Origin of the sequence: Acetobacterium sp. K1/6, assembly GCF_034438075.1 — a bacterium.
GTDB lineage: Bacteria > Bacillota > Clostridia > Eubacteriales > Eubacteriaceae > Acetobacterium > Acetobacterium carbinolicum.
The window spans coordinates 50,908-70,990 of sequence record NZ_JAXQGA010000019.1; the positions used below are offsets into that span (position 1 = coordinate 50,908).

Below are 20,083 nucleotides of genomic sequence, written 5' to 3' on the forward strand. Positions count from 1 at the left end.
AATGAAGATTAAGTTAAGTCCGCGGCTGGAGGTTATTGCCGATTGTGTTGACGGGGCCAAATTGATCGCCGATATTGGCACCGATCATGGCTATCTGCCGGTTTACCTGGTGGAAAACGCAATGGTTTCCCGGGTAATCGCCAGTGATACCAACTGGCAGCCGCTTAAAAAAGCCGAAAAAATTATTAATGAACAACAATTACAAAAACAGATAGAGACCCGACTTGGTTCGGGTCTTTCTGTGCTTAAACCCGGGGAGGTCGAGGCTGTTGTCATGGCTGGTATGGGGGGGCTGTTAATCCGGGATCTGCTCGAAGCCCAGCCGGAGGTGGCTCGGCAACTAAAAAAACTGGTGCTTCAGCCGATGAATAATCAGGCGGTGCTGCGAAAATATCTGGAAGCGACCGGGTTTCGTATTATTCGAGAAGATCTGGCCCGGGAGGGCGATCGGGTTTATGAGGTTATTGTAGCAGCACCGGGAAAGATGGTAATGACCAATCCGCTGGAATATGAATTGGGTTTTGAATTTTATACCAGTAAACATCCTTTACTCCTGCCACTGATCGAACGGAAAATTTTTTTGGAGCAGCAAATCGTTTTAAATACCGAGGGCAAAATCACTGCAGTTGCAAAAAAGCAATGGCAGGAGAGCAGTTTGTTTATTGAAAAACTGAATGAGGTGAAAAGATGTCTGTCAAACTAAATCAAATTATTCAAACAATTGAGGCGCTTGCTCCTGAAAAATTGGCCGAAGCGTGGGATAATGTGGGTCTCCAGGTAGGTTCCCGACAACAAAGCATTAAGCGGCTGCTGCTGACTCTGGATATCACGGCGGAAGTGGTTGCAGAAGCCATTGAAAAAAAGGTAGATCTCATTATTGCGCATCATCCGTTTATTTTTAAGGGTTTAAAAACCCTGTCAACAGACGGGGAAAAGGGTCAGATCATTGAAACGCTGATTAAAAATGAGATCGCTGTTTATGTGGCTCATACCAATTTGGATAAGGCGGCGAAAGGTCTTAATCACTACCTGGCCCTGCGGATGGGGCTCGATAAGATCAAAACGCTGGAACCTTCTAATCCGGCGCTTTATTATAAACTGGTAATTTTTTCGCCGCAGGAAGCCAGTCAGAAAATCATTGAGGTGTTAGGGAAAAACGGCGCCGGGACCATTGGCAACTATGACTATTGCACCTATCGCTCACCCGGTACTGGCACCTTCCGTCCGCTCGCGGGCGCCAAACCTTTTATCGGAGATCTCAATAAACTGTCCTGTGTCTCGGAAGATCGGATTGAAGCGATTGTGGCAGCGCCGGATTTAAAAAATCTGATTGCCGCCGTAAAAAGAAATCATCCCTATGAAGAAATGGCCTATGATGTGATCGTTCTGGAAAACGGGGGGCTGATCAATGAAAACGGATTGGGAAAAATTGGCGTGTTAAGCCAACCCATGACCGGGCTGGATTTTATTGCTCATACCAAAGACCGACTGGGCCTGGTGGCTTTACGAGGGGCAGGTAAGGTGCCGGATATCGTCCGGCGGGTGGCGATCTGTTCAGGGGCCGGAGCGGACATGATTGGACTGGCCAAAGCCAGACGAGCCGATGTGCTGATCACGGGTGATCTTAAGCATCACGATGGGCAACGAGCCCTGGAAAACAATATCTGGGTCCTGGATGCCGGCCATTACGGCACCGAGAAATGGGTAACCGATTGTTTCCGGCAACTGCTGGAAGCTGGTCTGGCAGACGCCTGCCCGGAAATGATTGTCGCCGAGTCGGCTCGGGATTTTATTGTAAATTATTAGGGGCTGAATAAAAAAACTTGAAATTTGAGCAAAGACAGGGTATACTACAGTGATTTAGTAAATCAGATAGTCGCACCCGGAGTAATCCGGTTGAGGAAAGTCCGAGCTCCACAGAGCATGGTGCCGGGTAACACCCGGTGGAGGCGACTCTAAGGCCAGTGCAACAGAAAGTAAACCGCCAGCAATGGTAAGGATGAAAGGGTGAGGTAAGAGCTCACCAGCGGTGTGGTAACACATCGGCTATGTAAACCCCACCTGGAGCAAGACCAAGAACGGACCTTGAAAGACGGCTGCTCGTCGTTGTCCTATGGTAGGTCGCTAGAATTTATTGGTAACAATAAATCGAGATAGATGACTATTTAAACAGAACTCGGCTTATAGATTTAGTAAATCACAAAAGTCAATTAGGACGATTGCAGAACCTGCAGTAGATTAGAGTTATCGGTAAACTACCGTACCGACAAATTGTTAATCTGTTGTTTGCTGCGGGATCGGACAGGTTTATCAACCTGTTCGCCCCGATGCAAACAACAGATGTAACAATTGTCGGTACGGGGTATAAATTTATCAATAGCCTTAGTCTAATACAGGACGCTGCAATCGTCTTTTGCGTTTTTTGATCGGGGGTTGTATAATAAAGTGAGATTTATGTGAGTGGGAGAAGCGATGAAGAAAAAAGAAGCCATCGAAAAAATGATCCAGAATAGTTTGAAAATGAACAAACCGGTGATCGGCGTGGCGGTGGGGTCCGGGCTTTTTGCCAAGCAGGCGGTTAAGGGCGGGGCTGATTTGCTGCTGGCCCTGAGTGCCGGGCGGTTTCGATCGGCAGGGATTCCTTCAATCGGCTGTATGATGCCATTTTCCAACAGTAATGAGTTGGTATTTGACTTTTCCAGCCGTGAAATACTGCCAAAACTTAAAGATCGGGCCGTGATCTGCGGAATTAACGCTACCGATCCCAACTATTCCCACCAGGAGCTGATTCAAAAAGTCCGGGAACTGGGCTTTAGCGGCGTCAATAATTTTCCGACGATTGGTCTGATTGATGGGCAATTCCGGGAATGGCTGGAGGAAAAAGGGCTGGGCTACGACCAGGAAATAGAATTTATGAAAAAAGCGGTGGCGGCCAATCTCTTTACCATTGCTTTTGTCTTTGATGAAAAACAGGCTCGAGCAATGACCCGGGTGGGTGTGGATGTGGTCTGTGCCCATTTTGGCTGGACCCGGGGAGGCGAAAAATCCGGCAAGGTTTTTTCCACCATTAATGAATGTCTGGAAATGACAGAAGCGATTTTTGCAGCAGTCGATCAGATCAATCCCCAAACTTACAAGATGATTTATGGCGGACCCATTAATTCTCCGGAGGATGCCTATTATTTTTATAAAAATTCCCAGACCATCGGTTACATTGGCGGCTCCAGCTTTGAGCGAATCCCCACTGAGCTGGCGATATCAGAAACGACCGATAAATTTAAAAATTATTATAAATTAAAGCAGGAAAACAAGCATTTAAAAAAAGAACTGTTAAAAAAGCGGGGCTTTGATGAAATTGTCGGCCAAAGCGTGATCATGCAGGACATGTATGAACTGATCAATAAGGTGGCCGATAAAGACGTCAATGTTCTAATTCAGGGCGAAAGTGGAACCGGGAAAGAACTGGTCGCTAAAGCGCTGCATTTTAACAGTAAACGTTGTCTGGGTTCGCTGATTAAGGTAAATTGTGCGGCCTTGCCGCCCAACTTGCTGGAAAGTGAGCTGTTTGGTCATGAAAAAGGAGCGTTTACCGGAGCCGACAAGCGGCGGCTGGGGAAATTTGAACTGGCCAACCATGGAACCCTGTTTCTGGATGAGATCGGTGAAATGGATGTCGATCTCCAGGCGAAGGTACTGCGGATTATTCAGCAGCAGGAATTTGAACGGGTCGGGGGCGAGAAAACCATCTCTGTGGATGTGCGGATCGTCTGCGCCACCAATGTGGATATTAAACAGGCGGTAGCAGAGAATCGCTTCCGGGAAGATCTCTACTATCGGCTGAACGTGGTGGAAATAAATACCCCGCCGCTACGCCGCCATCCCGAGGATATTCCGCTGCTGTGCAACCGCTTTTTAGAAGAGTTTAGAATAAAGTATCAACTCGAGGAAAAACGACTGGCTCCGGATGCGATGGCTTATTTAATGGAATGCCCCTGGCCAGGTAATGTTCGGGAAATGAAGCATGTGCTCGAAAGAGCGGTGATTCTCAGTGAAGGGAAATATATCCGTCGGGATGATATGGTGGTGGAAGAATTGCACAAACCAAAAACCCAGCTAAAGAACCAGTTGGGTTCAGATCTGTTGACTACCAGCAAGGAACACCTGGAAAGTACCTACATTTTGGGTGTCCTCAAGGCATGCCGATGGAATCGAACCGAAGCAGCAAACCGGATTGGCATCTCCCGGCGGACACTTTACAATAAAATAGTGAAATTTAATTTATCGATGGAAGACCAGGAATCGATGGAATAAAAAAAGTGGGCAATATCTACTCGAAATGAGTAAATATTGCCCACATTACATTTGTTTGGGAAAAATATTTCCCGTTCTCCTATTTAGAATGGCGGGAACAATGGTTTCGCCGGTTTTAATAGTTGGCACAAACCTTGCGGGTTATTAAAGTTAATATTAAATCTAAAGGGGGGCATGGAATGAAAAACGTATTAATTGTAGGGACCTTTGATACCAAGGGTCATGAATTCAAGTTTATCAAAGAATTGATTGAAAAGCGGGGGCTTAGTACCACCACAATCAACTGCGGGGTTATTGGGGAGCCGTTATTTGTCCCGGATGTTAGCAGTGAGGCGGTTGCAATCGCTGGCGGGTCATCCCTAGAAGAGTTACGGCAACAACATGATCGCGGTCTGGGCATTGATGTCATGATGGCTGGAGCGGCTAAAATCACCAAGGACCTTTATGACCAGGGCAAGGTTGACGGAATGATTAGTCTCGGCGGCTCTGCCGGAACGACTATTGGCACCTTTGCCATGAGAAGTCTGCCGGTGGGCGTGCCTAAGATTATGGTTTCTACCGTAGCTTCGGGTGATACCCGTCCCTATGTTGGGGAGAAAGATATCACCATGATGTATTCAGTGGTGGATATTTCCGGGATCAACAGCATTTCTAATCATATTTTAGCTAACGCTGCCAATGCCATTGCCGGGATGGCCAGCTTTGATATTCCAGCACTTAAAGAAGAGAAACCATTGCTGGCGGCCACGATGTTTGGGGTCACAACGCCTTGTGTAACCGCTGCCAGAGAATACCTGGAAGATCAGGGCTACGAGGTACTGGTGTTCCACGCCACTGGGGCTGGGGGCATGGCCATGGAAAGTCTGATTGAAGCCGGGTTTATCAAAGGCGTTTTTGACGCCACCACGACCGAATGGTGCGATGAGGTGGCCGGCGGTGTCTTTACGGCCGGACCAACCCGGTTAGAAGCGGCTGCCAAAGCGGGAATCCCTGAGGTCGTTTCGGTGGGCGCATTGGATATGGTTAATTTTGGTGCTATTGAAACCGTTCCAGAAAAGTACAAAAGTCGCAACCTGTACAAACATAATGCCAGCGTCACCCTGATGCGGACGACGGTCGATGAATGCTCCCAGATGGGGAAAATTATTGCCGGTAAGCTAAATATGGCCACCGGGCCGGTTGCCTTGTTTATTCCATTAAAAGGTGTTTCAGCTATCGATGTGGAAGGGGCACCATTTTATGGCCCGGAAGAGGATGCCGAATTGTTTGCACAATTGCGGGCAAATATAAAAGATAAAGTTGAACTGGTGGAAATGGATACCGATATCAACGACGAAGCCTTTGCCCTGGCAATGGCTAAAAAATTGATTTCAATGCTTGAAAGATAAAGAAGAGTGAAGGAGAAAATAACATGGCAATAAAACGAGAAGAAGTATTAAGACGGTTAAGAGAACAAGAAACAAAAGGGATTTCGGTGGTTGGTGCCGGAGCTGGCACCGGAATTTCTGCCAAATGCGCGGAAGCCGGTGGCGTGGATCTGATTATTATTTATAATTCCGGCCGGTACCGGATGGCAGGTCGTGGTTCTTTAGCCGGGCTGTTATCCTATGGGGATGCCAATGCCATTGTCATGGACATGGCCAGAGAAGTCGTCACAATTGTCAAGGACACGCCAGTTTTGGCTGGGGTCTGCAGAACGGATCCGTTTAGAGATATGGAAATGTTTTTAAAACAGGTCAAAGAAGCCGGGTTCTCCGGGGTTCAGAATTTCCCCACAGTCGGTTTAATCGATGGCGTATTTAGACAAAACCTGGAAGAAACCAACATGGGTTATGATCTGGAAGTAGAGATGATAAAAAAAGCCCATGAGCTGGATCTGGTAACCACACCTTATGTGTTTAACGTGGAGGAGGCCGAAAAAATGGCCAAAGCCGGAGCCGATGTCCTGGTTGCCCATATGGGACTGACAACCAAAGGGAGCATTGGCGCCTCGTCAGCGAAAACCCTTGATGATTGTGTCAAACTGACCCAGGAAATCTGTGATGCCGGAAAAGCCATCAATCCCGATGTGATGGTCATTGTCCACGGTGGCCCGGTGGCGGAACCGGAAGATGCCAAATATGTCCTCGATCGGACAAAAGGCGTCTGCGGCTTCTTCGGAGCATCCAGCATCGAACGTCTCCCAACCGAAATTGCCATTACCAAACAGGTTAAGGACTTCAAAGATATCAAACTATAAAATCAATTCCAGACAAAAATCTGTCGATAAAAGAAAATAGTTACTGTAAATAAGCACATGAAGCCGTACCGACAATTGTTACATCATGTTGAATGCAGCAAGGCGGACACGGCAAAGCCAGTCCGAGCTTGTGCGAAGGCAACGAGCCAATCACAAGCTTGCTTGTAGTTGGCGACTGTCCGCGAATCAAAGAGAAAGAAGCATAGCGGATTTCTCGTGGTTGCAGCTTACAACAGATTAACAAGTGGTCGCACGGTAATTTTGCGATCGAGCCAGGCGTTGAGTAAAAAGTTAATTCTTTTTATTCAACGCTTTTTGTTTTACACTTAACAACTATTTGGTATAATAGTACGAAAACAGTTGATGTCGGGAGAATGAATTTTGAACAACACGATAAAGAGCATCATGAAAAAGAACTCGGTTTTAACTATCGATTGTGGCACCAGAGGACTCCGAGGAATTCTTTTTGACGAGCAGGGCAATGAGCTGGCAAAAAGCGAAGAATTATTTACGGGTTATTATTCAAAGCATTTTCAATGGAAGGAAGCTTCACCAGAAATGTTCTGGGAGGCTCTGGTTAAGGTTGTTTGTGAGCTGAAGGTTAAACAGCCGGATTTGTTCCTTACGATTCGGGGCATGACGGTGTCCTGTCAGCGTGATGTCATTACCGTGGTAGATGAACGCGGAAAACCCCTGCGCGATTTTATCAGTTGGCTGGATCGCCGGGAATTGACAGAACCACTGCCCTATCCCTGGCCCTACGACCTGCTTTTTAAAGCGATTGGTTTTAGTGGTTATGCAAAATCATTCAGTAAAACTGCCCATGTTAATTGGATTAAGGTTTCGGAGCCGGACATCTGGGCCAAAACCCACAAGGTTGTTTTTCTTTCGACCTATTTTTTGACCCGCTTAACCGGAAACATCGCCGACAGCCGTTCTAATACCGCCGGACATCTGCCTTTTGATACGAAAAAGAAGCAGTGGTGCGGCAAGTATGATGTTAAAAGTCAGATTCTTCAAATGGAACCGGAAAAATGTTACGAACTCACCGACTCCTGTGAAGTGATTGGAAAGCTGACAGCTGAAGCGGCCGAAATCACAGGCTTACCGGTGGGTTTGCCAATTATAGCTTCGGGAACGGATAAAGGTTGTGAGACGCTGGGCGTTGGTGCACTGACCCCGGATATTGCCAGCATTTCACTCGGAACTCAAGCTACGGTAGAGATTACCACTAAAAAATACGTGGAGCTCTATCCTTTTTATCCCGCTTTTGCGGCGGTTGAGAATGACTGCTATAATCCGGAAGTTACCATCTATCATGGATTTTGGATGGTGGACTGGTACACGAAAGAATTTCTTGATCAGACTGATCCCAAAGATATCCATGAGATCCTGGAAGGCTATCTGGAAGCGACCCCACCGGGAGCGGATGGCCTGATTCATCAGCCCTACTGGGGGCGGGAAGCTTTTCGGCCGGAAGCGCGGGGGACCTTTATGGGATTTAGTGAAGGACATGATAAACGCCATCTTTACCGGGCCATTATCGAAGGCCTGGGATATGCCTTGTTAGAAGGACTAAAACTGATTGAAAGAAAGACAAAGGTACCAATTCAGGCCGTTGGTCTGTCAGGCGGGGGCTCTCGCAGTGATGGTGTGGCTCAGATCATGGCAGATGTTTTAAACCGCCCGGTTTATCGGGTGCAGACCTTTGAAACCACCGGATTAGGTGCTGCTATTGCCACCTTTGTGGGCTTAAACCATTATCCGGATATCAAAACCGCCAGTAAGGCGATGATTCGAAAATCACAGATTTTTGAACCCAACCCGAAAAATGTAATAAAATATACAGAAATTTATAATAGACTATACAAGCAATTATATCGTCGGGTAAAACCCTTATATCAATCGTATGAAAAAATAAGATAAGATCACAACCGACATGTTAGAGAAGAGGTCATAAAATAAAATGAAGAACAATTATAAAATGGGTATCGATATCGGCTCCACGACCATTAAAGTGGTGGTTATTGACGGCAAAAACGAAATCATCTATGAAGAGTATCGGCGTCATTTATCAAACATCAAGGTTACTATTGTTAACCTGTTAAAAGAAACCTATCAAAAGTTGGGGGATTTGGAGACACGGGTTTGTGTCACCGGATCCGGCGGACTGATGATTTCCCAGTGGTTGGGAATTCCCTTTGTTCAGGAGGTCGTGGCCAGCACGCTGGCGGTAGACCGGGTTATTCCCAAGACCGAGGTTGCCATTGAGTTAGGCGGCGAAGATGCCAAGATCACCTTTTTTACCGGAACCATCGAACAGCGGATGAACGGTACCTGTGCCGGGGGAACCGGTGCTTTTGTGGATCAGATGGCAACGCTTCTAAAAACCGATGCCGAGGGACTCAACGAATTGTCCAAAACCCACACGATGATTTATCCGATCGCATCACGATGCGGTGTTTTTTCCAAAACGGATATCCAGCCGCTAATTAATGAAGGGGCAGAGAAAGCGGATATCGCGGCTTCAATTTTTCAGGCGGTGGTTAATCAGACTATCAGTGGACTGGCCTGCGGTCATCCGATCCGCGGGAACGTAGCTTTTCTAGGGGGCCCCCTATATTTCCTGTCGGAATTGCGACAGCGCTTTATCGAAACCCTGAAACTCACAAAAGAACAGATTATTTTTCCCGAAAAATCCAATCTCTTTGTCGCCATCGGGGCCGCCTATTCGGCTGAAAAAGAAGAAAAAATGCATTTGAAAGAGCTGGTTACGGCCGTTGAAAACCTGGATGCAGTTTCAGAAAATGAAGTCGGTCGGCTGGAACCGCTGTTTAAAAATCGGGAAGAACTTACGCAATTTCGGCAACGCCATGATAAAAATCAGGTCGTCAAAAAAGCGCTAAAAGACCATCACGGGTGCTGCTTTTTAGGGATCGATGTTGGTTCGACCACTACCAAGGCCGTTGTGATCGATGGTGATGGTGCATTGCTGTACAGTTACTATGGTGGCAACGAGGGGAGTCCACTGGCTCAATCGATTAAAATTATCAAAGAAATCTACGGATTGCTGCCGGCGGATGTTACGATTGGTAACTCGACGGTTACCGGCTATGGTGAAAGTTTGATCAAAAAAGCATTAAAAATTGACATCGGCGAAATTGAAACCATTGCCCACTATAAGGGTGCAAAATATTTTTGTCCTGAGGTCGATTTTATCCTCGACATCGGCGGCCAGGATATGAAGTGCATGAAGATTAAAAACGGTACCATCGACAGTATTATTCTCAATGAAGCCTGCTCCTCGGGTTGCGGTTCGTTTCTGGAGACCTTTGCTAAATCATTGGATCTTGATATGCAGGCCTTTGTCGAAGCTGCGTTGATGGCGGAAAAGCCAGTCGATCTGGGGACCCGCTGTACTGTTTTTATGAATTCCAAGGTTAAACAGTCCCAGAAAGAAGGCGCCGAAGTGGGCGATATCTCGGCGGGCCTGTCTTATTCAGTCATCAAGAATGCTCTGCAGAAGGTTATCAAAATTCACAATCCCAAAGAACTGGGGGAACATATCATCGTTCAGGGGGGAACCTTTAACAATCAGGCGGTGCTGCGGACCTTTGAAAAAATAACCGAAAAAGAAGTGATTCGCCCGGATATAGCGGGTTTGATGGGGGCCTTTGGAGCAGCTCTGATTGCCCGGGAAAATTATCGCCCAGGCGAACGCAGCAATCTTTTAGGTTTAGCAGCGCTGGACGATTTTGCGGTGGAAGTCGGTCACAAACGCTGCGGCGGTTGCAGTAACAATTGTCTGCTGACGATTAATCGCTTTAACGACGGCAGCCGACACATCACCGGAAACCGGTGCGAGATTGGTGAAGGTAATGTCAAAAAAAATGCTGATCTACCGAATCTCTATCAATATAAGTATCAGCGAATTTTTGATTATCCCGCGTTGCCGGAAGCAGAAGCACCGCGCGGTAATATCGGTATCCCCCGGGTTTTAAATCTCTATGAAAATTACCCCTTCTGGCATACTTTTTTTACCCAACTGGGTTACCGGGTGGTACTATCCCCAGAATCCAATCGTAAAATTTACGAAAAAGGGATGGAGAGCATTCCGTCTGAGTCGGTCTGCTATCCGGCCAAATTGGCTCATGGTCATATTCAGGCACTGCTGGATCAGGGTGTCAATCTGATTTTTTATCCCTGTATTCCCTATGAGGAAAAAGAATTTGATGATGTTGATAACTGGTACAATTGTCCCATTGTCATGTCGTATCCCGAAACCATTAAACACAATCAGGATGATGTGCAAAAAGAAGGTGTTACTTTCTTAAATCCGTTTTTGCCCTTTGATAATGATTTACGGCTGGAAGAACGATTAGCCGAAATTTTTGGCGCCTATGGTATCACTCGTCAAGAAATTACTGCGGCCATGAAAGCTGCCATTGCGCAAAAAGACGCTTTCCGGCGGGATATGGAGAAAAAAGGGGAAGAAACCATTGCATATCTAAAAGAAACGGGGCAAAAGGGAATTGTTCTGGCTGGTCGGCCCTATCATATTGATCCCGAAGTCAATCATGGTCTGGATCATATCATTACCGGTCTGGACATGGCTGTACTTACCGAAGACGCTATTGCTCATCTCTATCATCCCAAAGAAGAGCAGCGCTTCCGGGTCCTGGATCAATGGAAGTATCACAGCCGTTTATATAAGGCGGCGGAGGTGGTTAATCAGCATGATTTTCTGGAGCTGGTACAGTTGACTTCCTTTGGCTGCGGATTGGATGCGGTGACCTCGGAGCAGACGCAGGAAATCCTGGAAAGTCACGGCAATATTTATACCCTGATTAAAATTGACGAGGTCAACAATCTCGGTGCCATCCGGATTCGGATGCGATCCCTTAAAGCAGCAATGATCGAGCGGGAGAAAAATAATATTGTCGTGGACCCAACCCCGATGAACCAACGGGTGATTTTTACTAAAGCGATGAAAAAGAAGCATACGCTGCTGGCTCCTCAGATGTCACCGATCCATTTTGACTTTCTGGAAGAGGCAATGGAAAAATATGGTTATCACATCGAGGTCATGCCCAGCGTTGATAATGCGGCCATTGACGAAGGGTTAACCTATGTCAATAATGACGCTTGCTATCCCACCATTATTACGACGGGTCAGATTATGGCAGCACTGAAATCAGGAAAATACGACCTTGATAATGTCTCCGTATTAATGACTCAGACCGGCGGACCCTGCCGTGCCTCCAACTATGTGGCGTTTATCAGAAAAGCGCTGGAATCGGCCGGTATGTCGCAAATTCCGGTTATTTCACTGAGTGCCATTGGTTTGGAAAAGAATCCCGGGTTTAAGCTCAGTCTACCGCTGTTAGCGCGGCTGCTGGTGGGGATTGTTTATGGTGATCTGCTGCAACGGGTGGTCAGCGGCACAAGGCCTTATGAACTGCACCCCGGATCCACTGAAGAATTGTATCAATCCTGGCGCAAAAAAATAAAAGCCAGTTTAAAAAATGGCAAACTTCGTGATTTCAAAGAAAATGTCCGGGCGATTGTCAACGAATTTGACGCCCTGCCCCGAACGGATAAAAAACGGCCTAAGGTTGCCATCGTTGGAGAAATCCTGGTTAAATACCATCCCACGGCCAATAACAACCTCCAGGTAGTCTTAGAAGCAGAAGGTGCCGAGGTGGTTATGCCGGACCTGATGGATTTCTTTTTATATTGCGCTTACAATCAGGTCTTTAAATACGAAGAACTCTCAGGTAAACGAAAATCCATGAAACGTGCCAAACTGCTGATTAAATTTTTGGAGTTTTCCCGAAAAAACATGAAGCTTGCCCTGGATGCCAGCACCCACTTCCATGCCCCATCCACCATTGAGAAAAAGGCGGGTAAAGCCCAGGAACTGATTTCCCTTGGTAATCAGGGTGGGGAAGGTTGGTTCTTAACCGCCGAAATGATGGAGTTGATCGAAGATGGGGTAGAGAATATTGTTTGTGTTCAACCCTTTGCCTGCCTGCCCAACCACGTGATGGGAAAAGGGATGATCAAACCGATCCGCCAAAAATATCCGCGTGCAAATATTGCCCCCATCGACTACGACCCGGGAGCCAGTGAAGTCAATCAGCTAAACCGCATCAAACTGATGATGGAAACCGCCAAACGAAATCTGGATCGGAAAAACTAAGAAACTGGCTAGTTTGGTTTGACAAAAATTGTAGAAATAGAACTAACGTAGTACCGACAATTGTTACATCATGTTGTACGCATCGGAGCGGACACGGCAGAGCCTGTCCGATTCTGCGCGAAGGCAACGAGCCAATCACAAGCTTGCTTGTAGTTGGCGACTGCCCGCGACCAATGCGAAAGGAGCAAAGCGGATTTCGCATGGCGCGGCGAACAACAGATTAACAATTGGTCGGTACGGGAGTTCATCGACATCCTGAGACTGGCTTGACAGCCGGTCTTAATTTTTTGCAAAAAAAAGAACCGTTTCAGAAGAAACAGCTCGTTTTCCTAAATGAAAAAGGGGAGTAATTCATTTAGAGATAAAGGATTATATGTGATAATTTAATTATATGGAGTTCAAACAAAGAATACAATCATTATTTTTCCTATAACGTTTTCAGGAATTTGTAAAAGTTTACAATTTAATCTAAAATTTACAAAATAGAATTCCAGGATATGGTATAATCTCGTTAAACTAAAAACACAAGGAGTCATAATGAAAAAAATATTGATAATTGAAGATGAGTTGAATATATATGAACTGATCAAATTTAATCTGGTAACCCATGGATTTGAAGTGGATGGCGTCCAGGACGGTGCATTGGCCATTGAAAAAATACTAGATGTCCTGCCGGACCTGATTATTCTGGATCTGATGCTGCCGGGGAAAGATGGCATTAGTATTTGCCGGGAAATCCGGGCCAATAGTATCATCTCCTACATACCGATTATAATGCTTACCGCCAAAAGCGAAGAATTTGATAAGGTTCTGGGACTGGAAATCGGCGCCGATGATTATATCACCAAGCCCTTTGGGGTCAAAGAACTCTGTGCTCGGGTTAAAGCCGTTTTAAGGCGGACCGAGATCCTTTTGTCAAAAGAGGATGAAGCTATTTTTGTTGGCGACTTACATATTGAGCCAAAAGCATTTGAAGTCTACCAAAATGGCGAAAAACTGGCGCTTACCTTAAAAGAATATGAATTACTGGTGTTCTTAGCGAAGCATCGGGGACAGGTACTGACCCGGGATCAATTGCTCGATCAGATCTGGGGATTTGACTACTATGGAGAGACCCGAACAGTGGATGTCCATATTCGTTATTTAAGAAAAAAAATTGAGGAACAATCAGAGGATGGCAAAAAATATATCGAAACCGTTCGCGGGGTTGGGTATCGTTTTATTGAGAAATAGGAGCGCGCAATGAAGAAACGGCTGTCCATTTCGCTGACAATTATTATTGTTGTCAGTATTACGATCTGTGGATTATTTACCACCATCAGCTATCGGCAGAGTTACTATGCCGATACCGAGAACAATATAAAGAAGAGTAGTAACTATATTATGAATTATATGCTGCCGGACTTTTTGGAAACTGGAAATAAAAAGAGTCTTGATGATTTTTCCCAAAGCACCAATGTGCGAATGACGATTATCAATCCCCAGGGAGAGGTCACTTATGAGTCTTTGCAAGGGGTTGGTGATCTGGAGAATCATAAAAATCGTCCTGAAATTATTGGTGCCCTAAAAGGTGTTGAAACAACGGAGGTTCGTTTTTCGAATACCTTTAAAGATGAAATGATTTATGTGGCGACCCCATATTTTGGTGAGACGCAGTCAGTTGGGGCAGTGCTACGGATTTCCATGCCGGTGAATGCCATGGATGATGCCATGTTTGAAATGATCAATAATATTATTTTTGTGATATTAACGACAATTCTGGCCACCACCTTGTTGATTAATTATTTTATCAATCGGGAACTAAAACCCTTAGAAGATGCATCTGCATTTGCCAGAGCAATTGCCTCAGGAAAATATGGCCAACAACTGACCATGATCAGGGAAGACCAAATCGGCGAACTGGTGGAATCCCTTAATCAGATGTCCATCCAATTGAATAATTCGTTTACCGAAATGAACCAGAAGAATGCCGAACTCACTGCTATTTTGTCCAACATGAACCATGGCGTCATTGCCATTGATAAAAAAAATCACATTGTTCATTTAAATGAAGCGGCTCGCATGGTCTTGCGGATTCCGATGAAGGAAGTGGTGATTGGAAAAAATATTCTGGAAGTCTATCGGGAAAGCTTTATCCTGGAACTGATGAATTATCTTGAAAATGACGCCTGTGAGAAAACCACGTTTGAATCGCGGATTCATTCCGATCAGGTTTTACGGATCTATATTAATCAGATTGAAGAGAATAATAATATTAACGGCCATATTATTATTTTTGAGGACATTACCCTGCTGAAAAATCTGGAAAAAATGCGTCGGGATTTTGTTGCCAATGTTTCCCACGAATTAAAAACGCCGATTACCACCATTAAAGGTTTTATTGAAACCATTCAGGAGAATCACATTACCGAGCCCAAGACCCTGGAGCGATTTTATGCCATTATCTACGAGGAGAGCGATCGCCTCAGCCGATTGGTTAGTGATATCCTGGCCTTGTCGCAGTTGGAAAACAAGGGGGGCTTTGATAAAAGATATGAAACGATACAGTTGGATACGGAAATAATGCAGATTTTTGATATTTTAAAACTCAGTGCCGAAGCAAAAAATACAACGCTTGTATTAACCAGTAAAGAATCGATTAAACTCGAGTTTGTCGCGGATGAATTCAGACAGATGATGATCAATCTCATTGATAATGCCATTAAATACTCAGAACCTGGAAATCAGGTGGAAGTTGACTTATCTGAAGAAGATCATAACATCATCATCCGGGTTCGAGATCATGGCTATGGGATTCCGGAAAAGGATGTCAATCGTATTTTCGAGCGGTTTTATCGGGTTGATAAGAGTCGTTCCAAGGAAAAAGGCGGCACCGGTTTAGGTCTGGCCATTGTCAAGCACACGGTTCAGAATAATTGTGGAAAAATAACCGTCAACAGCCAGGTTGGAAAAGGAACAGAGTTTATGATTCAACTGCCAAAAAACAAGGAATAGCGAAGGTTACAAATTACCGCAGCGTATGATGTAACAATTGTCGGTACTGCTTTATTGCTTAAAAAAATAGCCGGTCAGGTTTGACCGGCTATTTTTTTAAGGTCGGTTCAGTTTTGAGAAGATGGTGGTTTTACTAAGTAGGCGCATCAGTTCACGGGCGGTGATGCCGATAAAAAGTCCAGTGGGGATGGCCAGCAACATCAGGAACAAAAAATAGAGGAGCAGGCTGGTAGTTTGGACAACAATGGCAGCAACAATGACCTGACCCAGATTATGTGAGATGGCCCCAAAAACACTAATTAGGATAATTGATCCTCTATCTTTAAAAAAGTACAGCAGTAGACTCATCACCAGCAGGCTCAACAAGCCACCGCCGAGACTGTAGACAATCGAAAAGCCACCACCAAACAGAAAGCCGGATAAAAGAATCCGGGCAATTACGACCAGTAGAGTCAACGGCCAACCCAAAGTCAACAAGGAAACAAGGGTAATAATATTAGGCAGGCCGATTTTTGCCCCGGGAATGGGTAACGGCAATGGGATCAAACTTTCAACATAACTGAGAATTAAGGCCATCGCCACATAAAGACTCAGAATAACCAATCGGTACGCCTTAGAATGCATCAGGATTCACCAGTGATGACTTCCACCACCAGTTTGTGGGGCAGACACACGATGGTCTCGCCGGGGTTGGAGATGGGATGGGTCTTAACACAAATATGATCGGGACAGTCAGCCTCAATTATTTTGGCAGTTCCCCCGGAAATTTCAAGGGTATTTGAACCGCTTGCATCGGTAAAGGTTTCGGTATGATCTTCGGAGAGCGGAAAAACAGCAACCACTTCGCCCTGGCGAGAGACCCGAACCGAAAGTGGTTTATCGGTTGCGGCGAAAAAATAAAAAGCGGCTATGCCAATTAAACTGACAGCAAGTAAGCCGATGATAATAACAAATTCGTTTTTTTTCATGGAGACCTCTTTTAATATTAATTAAGAACGCTCTTATTTTATCTGAAAAATAGCCGCTGGTAAAGACTTTAGCATTTTTTTATGCTTTTTTTCAGAGACTTTGGTATAATATCATTATTTATTAAGATATTGGAGCAACGAATGAATCAAATGAGCATAAAAAAAACATTGAAACGAGGTATCCTATTTGCCAGCGTGGCAATAGCAACCTTTTTTTTAATGCAGTATTTAACCGGCTGTGAACAAGGTAAAACGGTAACTCGAAGTGACTTCCTATTGGATACTTTTGTCAGCATCACTTTATATGGCGAATCCGATGAAAGCTTATTGGCTCAACCTTTTGAACGGATTGAAGCCTTAAACACGACTTTAACAGCTTTTGAAACGGGCAGTGATCTGGGCTTGATAAAGGAAAATGCCGGCATTCAACCAGTTGTAGTTTCCGATGACACCTACCGGATCATTGAAAAAAGTATTGAATATTCAAAAAATTCCGGTGGCTATTTCGATGTGACGATCGGTCCGCTAGTAGATATCTGGGGGATTCACTCCCCGGAAACAAAGGAAGCCCCAGCGCCGGAAGTGATCAATGCGGCGAAGGCAAAAACGGATTATACTAAAATTATTTTGAATCCCGCCGATCAGTCGGTTTATTTAACCGATGCGGGGATGGCAGTGAACATGGGAGCCATCGCCAAAGGGTATATCGCCGATGAGGTGATGGCGGTTCTCAAACAAGAAGGAGTAGAGCACGCACTTATCAATCTTGGTGGAAATGTATTGGTGATGGGCGGAAAAGCCGACAATACCGATTTTGGGGTTGGGGTCGAAGATCCCCGAAATCCGGGCAATGGATACCTCGGGGTCTTATCCCTAAAAGATGGCTCGGTGGTGACTTCGGGGGATTATCAACGCTATTTTGTAGACACGGCCGGAAAAAAATATCATCATATTTTAGATCCGTTTACAGGCTATCCAGCGGATTCAGGGCTTATTCAGGTAACCGTGGTGGCGAAAGCATCAGTGGATGCCGACAGTTTGTCGACGACCCTGTTTTTATTGGGGCTTGATGAAGGTTTGAAAAAGGTTGAAGCACTGCCCGATGTGGAAGCTATTTTTATTACCAATGAAAATAAGATCGTTGTCACCAGTGGCTTAAACGATGCGTTTGTATTTGATGAAGAAAACTATGGCGATACCTACACCCTGGAAAGACGTTAATTATTGTGTGTTTCTAACTTATCAGGTATGATAGATTAGAGTTTGGATGGGATTAAAAAAAGAATGAAAAAGAAGGAATAAAATGCAAGATAGTGAGCGAGTAAAAAATTACGATGAAGAAGCGATCCGACTGCGGCGTGAACTCCATCAAATACCGGAAGAGGGGTTTGATTTAGCAAAAACCCAGGCTTATCTTATCAATTATCTAGTGGACCTGGGCTATCAGCCGGAAAAAGTGTGTGAGACCGGTCTGATTCTCTATATAAAAGGACAATGTGACGATGATGCCATTGCCTTTCGAGCTGATATGGATGCCCTTTGCATTCGGGAAGAAGCCGATCACGACTATGTTTCCTGTCATCCTGGATGGATGCATGCCTGCGGGCATGACGGACATATGACGATGAATTTGCTATTGGCAAAATATCTGGCCGATTTTCCCGATCAACGAAAAAGAAGTGTGCTGTTAATTTTTCAGCCGGGTGAAGAAGGGCCAGGCGGAGCGAAACCGATGATCGAGGCCGGAATCTTTGAAAAATATCCGGTTAAAGCGATCTTTGGTTATCATCTGTTTCCTTTTATTGAAGAAGGTATGCTGGCAACAAAGGCGGGGCCGATGATGGCGCAGAACAGTGAATTCTTTATAACGGTTCGTGGCATCAGCGGACATGCTGCGCAGCCGCAGCGGTCAATGGACGCGATCGTCGCAAGTGCTTCATTGATCACCTGTCTCCAGAGTATTGTCAGTCGAAATACCAATCCGATGGAGAGTGTGGTTATCTCAATTGGGTTGCTAAATGGTGGAACGCGCGTGAACGTTGTGGCCGATGAGGTCAAGCTTGGGGGAACCATCCGTTCATTTAGCAATAAAAGTCACGAGAAACTACATCGTCGGATTGAGGAAGTCGTAAAAGGGGTTGAATTAACCCATGGCTGTAATATTGAGCTGGAATTCATCGAAATGTATCCGCCAGTTATTAATAATGAACGATTATATGAGATTTATAAAGAACTGGTCCCGAGGGAAAACAGGGTTCCTTTTCGAAAAGTTATGTTGTCGGAGGATTTTTCTTATTTTCAGAGCGCAGTTCCGGGATTGTACATCGGGTTGGGAACCGGTAATGAAAAAAAAGGTTATAATAAAAACCTGCATACTTCAGGTTTCAATTTTGATGAGACGGTTTTGTTAAAGGGAATGGAAGCATCACTTAAATTGATAAACTATTCAAAAAATTATTAAAACAGGAGAGTTAATATGTACGAAGAATTTGCACAGGTTTATGATGAATTGATGAAAGAAATAGATTATTCTAAATGGTCTGACTATGTACAGCGTTTATTTTTTAATAGCAAGCGTGAAATTAAAACTGTTTTGGAGTTTGGATGCGGAACGGGGAATATTACCTGCAATCTGGCCCAAATGGGGTTAAAAATGACGGCGGTGGATTTATCCGAAGCGATGCTAACGGTGGCAGATGAAAAAGCGGATCGGATGGGACTCAAAAATATTCAGTTTTATTTAGGCGATATGAGTAATTTTCAAATTAATCAAACTTTTGATGCCGTGATTTCCTGTTGTGACAGTGTCAACTATCTGCCTGATCTAGAAGCCCTGCAGCGCTTTTTCCTGAGTAGTTATGAATGTTTGGAAAGTGAAGGACTTTTGTTGTTTGATGTTAACACCGTCACTAAATATAAAAAGACCATTATGGATAATACCTATATCTATGATTTAGATGATATCTTTTGTGTTTGGGAAAATGAACCGCATTTTGCCGAAAATGCGATGCACTTCAATCTAACATTTTTTGAGAAGAACAAGAATGACACTTATAATCGTCATGAGGAGACCCAGATTCAATATTTCTATACCATTGAAGATATCCATCGGTGTTTGACAACGATTGGTTTTAAAAATATGAAGTATTATGATTTCGGAACCTTCCTGCAAGGCAGTAATGAAGGTGAACGAATTCAGGTTATTGCCGAAAAAAAATAAAAGCTAAAAATATAATAAAATAGTTGACAATTAGTTTTTACAGCCGTATAATAACACTTGTATCTCAACTGATGGTCGCATAGCTCAGCTGGGAGAGCACCTGCCTTACAAGCAGGGGGTCACAGGTTCGAGCCCTGTTGCGACCACCA

14 protein-coding genes, 1 tRNA gene and 1 other RNA gene are annotated in these 20,083 nt (G+C 44.9%); 14 read left to right on the forward strand and 2 right to left on the reverse strand.

Annotated features, from left to right (window positions below):
* Nucleotide 1: 1 nt before the first annotated feature.
* The 10 genes from U2P91_RS14580 to U2P91_RS14625 all read left to right on the forward strand — a co-directional run bounded on the left by U2P91_RS14580 (nt 2) and on the right by U2P91_RS14625 (nt 15,746).
* Nucleotides 2-703 carry a class I SAM-dependent methyltransferase gene (locus U2P91_RS14580; protein WP_322519888.1) on the forward strand — a complete coding sequence of 234 codons (702 nt, stop codon included), beginning with the start codon at nt 2-4 and terminating at the stop codon, nt 701-703.
* Complete coding sequence (locus U2P91_RS14585) at nt 688-1,806, forward strand: Nif3-like dinuclear metal center hexameric protein (RefSeq protein WP_322519889.1); 1,119 nt, start codon at nt 688-690, stop codon at nt 1,804-1,806. The genes U2P91_RS14580 and U2P91_RS14585 overlap by 16 nt, the downstream gene beginning before the upstream one ends.
* Nucleotides 1,807-1,860: 54 nt before the next feature.
* Nucleotides 1,861-2,200: RNase P RNA component class A (gene rnpB, locus U2P91_RS14590), an RNA gene on the forward strand.
* 272 nt (nt 2,201-2,472) lie between these two features.
* The gene (locus tag U2P91_RS14595; RefSeq protein WP_111887575.1) at nt 2,473-4,311 is read left to right on the forward strand and encodes a phosphoenolpyruvate hydrolase family protein; all 1,839 of its coding nucleotides are present in this window, start codon (nt 2,473-2,475) and stop codon (nt 4,309-4,311) included.
* Nucleotides 4,312-4,490: 179 nt separating this feature from the next.
* The gene (locus U2P91_RS14600; RefSeq protein ID WP_322519890.1) at nt 4,491-5,699 is read left to right on the forward strand and encodes a Tm-1-like ATP-binding domain-containing protein; all 1,209 of its coding nucleotides are present in this window, start codon (nt 4,491-4,493) and stop codon (nt 5,697-5,699) included.
* 23 nt (nt 5,700-5,722) lie between these two features.
* Nucleotides 5,723-6,550, forward strand: a complete 828-nt coding sequence (locus tag U2P91_RS14605; protein WP_322519891.1) for a phosphoenolpyruvate hydrolase family protein — start codon at nt 5,723-5,725, stop codon at nt 6,548-6,550.
* 381 nt (nt 6,551-6,931) lie between these two features.
* On the forward strand, nt 6,932-8,476 hold the full coding sequence (locus tag U2P91_RS14610) for an FGGY-family carbohydrate kinase (RefSeq protein WP_322519892.1): 1,545 nt from the start codon (nt 6,932-6,934) through the stop codon (nt 8,474-8,476).
* A 40-nt stretch (nt 8,477-8,516) separates the two neighbouring features.
* Complete coding sequence (locus U2P91_RS14615; RefSeq protein WP_322519893.1) at nt 8,517-12,752, forward strand: acyl-CoA dehydratase activase-related protein; 4,236 nt, start codon at nt 8,517-8,519, stop codon at nt 12,750-12,752.
* 537 nt (nt 12,753-13,289) lie between these two features.
* Nucleotides 13,290-13,985, forward strand: a complete 696-nt coding sequence (locus U2P91_RS14620) for a winged helix-turn-helix domain-containing protein (protein WP_111887571.1) — start codon at nt 13,290-13,292, stop codon at nt 13,983-13,985.
* Between the two features lie 9 nt (nt 13,986-13,994).
* A complete protein-coding gene (locus tag U2P91_RS14625) occupies nt 13,995-15,746 on the forward strand; it encodes an ATP-binding protein (RefSeq protein WP_322519894.1) in 1,752 nt (583 codons plus the stop codon).
* A gap of 96 nt (nt 15,747-15,842) precedes the next feature.
* Here the strand turns inward: U2P91_RS14625 and U2P91_RS14630 are convergent, their stop codons facing one another.
* Nucleotides 15,843-16,370 carry a Gx transporter family protein gene (locus U2P91_RS14630; RefSeq protein ID WP_322519895.1) on the reverse strand — a complete coding sequence of 176 codons (528 nt, stop codon included), beginning with the start codon at nt 16,368-16,370 and terminating at the stop codon, nt 15,843-15,845.
* Nucleotides 16,370-16,714, reverse strand: a complete 345-nt coding sequence (locus U2P91_RS14635) for a NusG domain II-containing protein (protein WP_111887568.1) — start codon at nt 16,712-16,714, stop codon at nt 16,370-16,372. Before U2P91_RS14635 ends, U2P91_RS14630 begins: the two co-directional genes overlap by 1 nt.
* Before the next feature lie 141 nt (nt 16,715-16,855).
* Between U2P91_RS14635 and U2P91_RS14640 the strand changes: the two genes are divergently transcribed.
* The 4 genes from U2P91_RS14640 to U2P91_RS14655 all read left to right on the forward strand — a co-directional run bounded on the left by U2P91_RS14640 (nt 16,856) and on the right by U2P91_RS14655 (nt 20,083).
* Nucleotides 16,856-17,935 carry an FAD:protein FMN transferase gene (locus U2P91_RS14640; protein ID WP_322519896.1) on the forward strand — a complete coding sequence of 360 codons (1,080 nt, stop codon included), beginning with the start codon at nt 16,856-16,858 and terminating at the stop codon, nt 17,933-17,935.
* 82 nt (nt 17,936-18,017) lie between these two features.
* Nucleotides 18,018-19,175, forward strand: coding sequence for a M20 family metallopeptidase (locus U2P91_RS14645; RefSeq protein WP_322519897.1), 1,158 nt, complete (start codon nt 18,018-18,020; stop codon nt 19,173-19,175).
* Nucleotides 19,176-19,190: 15 nt separating this feature from the next.
* The gene (locus U2P91_RS14650) at nt 19,191-19,934 is read left to right on the forward strand and encodes a class I SAM-dependent DNA methyltransferase (protein ID WP_111887565.1); all 744 of its coding nucleotides are present in this window, start codon (nt 19,191-19,193) and stop codon (nt 19,932-19,934) included.
* A 73-nt stretch (nt 19,935-20,007) separates the two neighbouring features.
* Nucleotides 20,008-20,083 (forward strand) — tRNA-Val (locus tag U2P91_RS14655).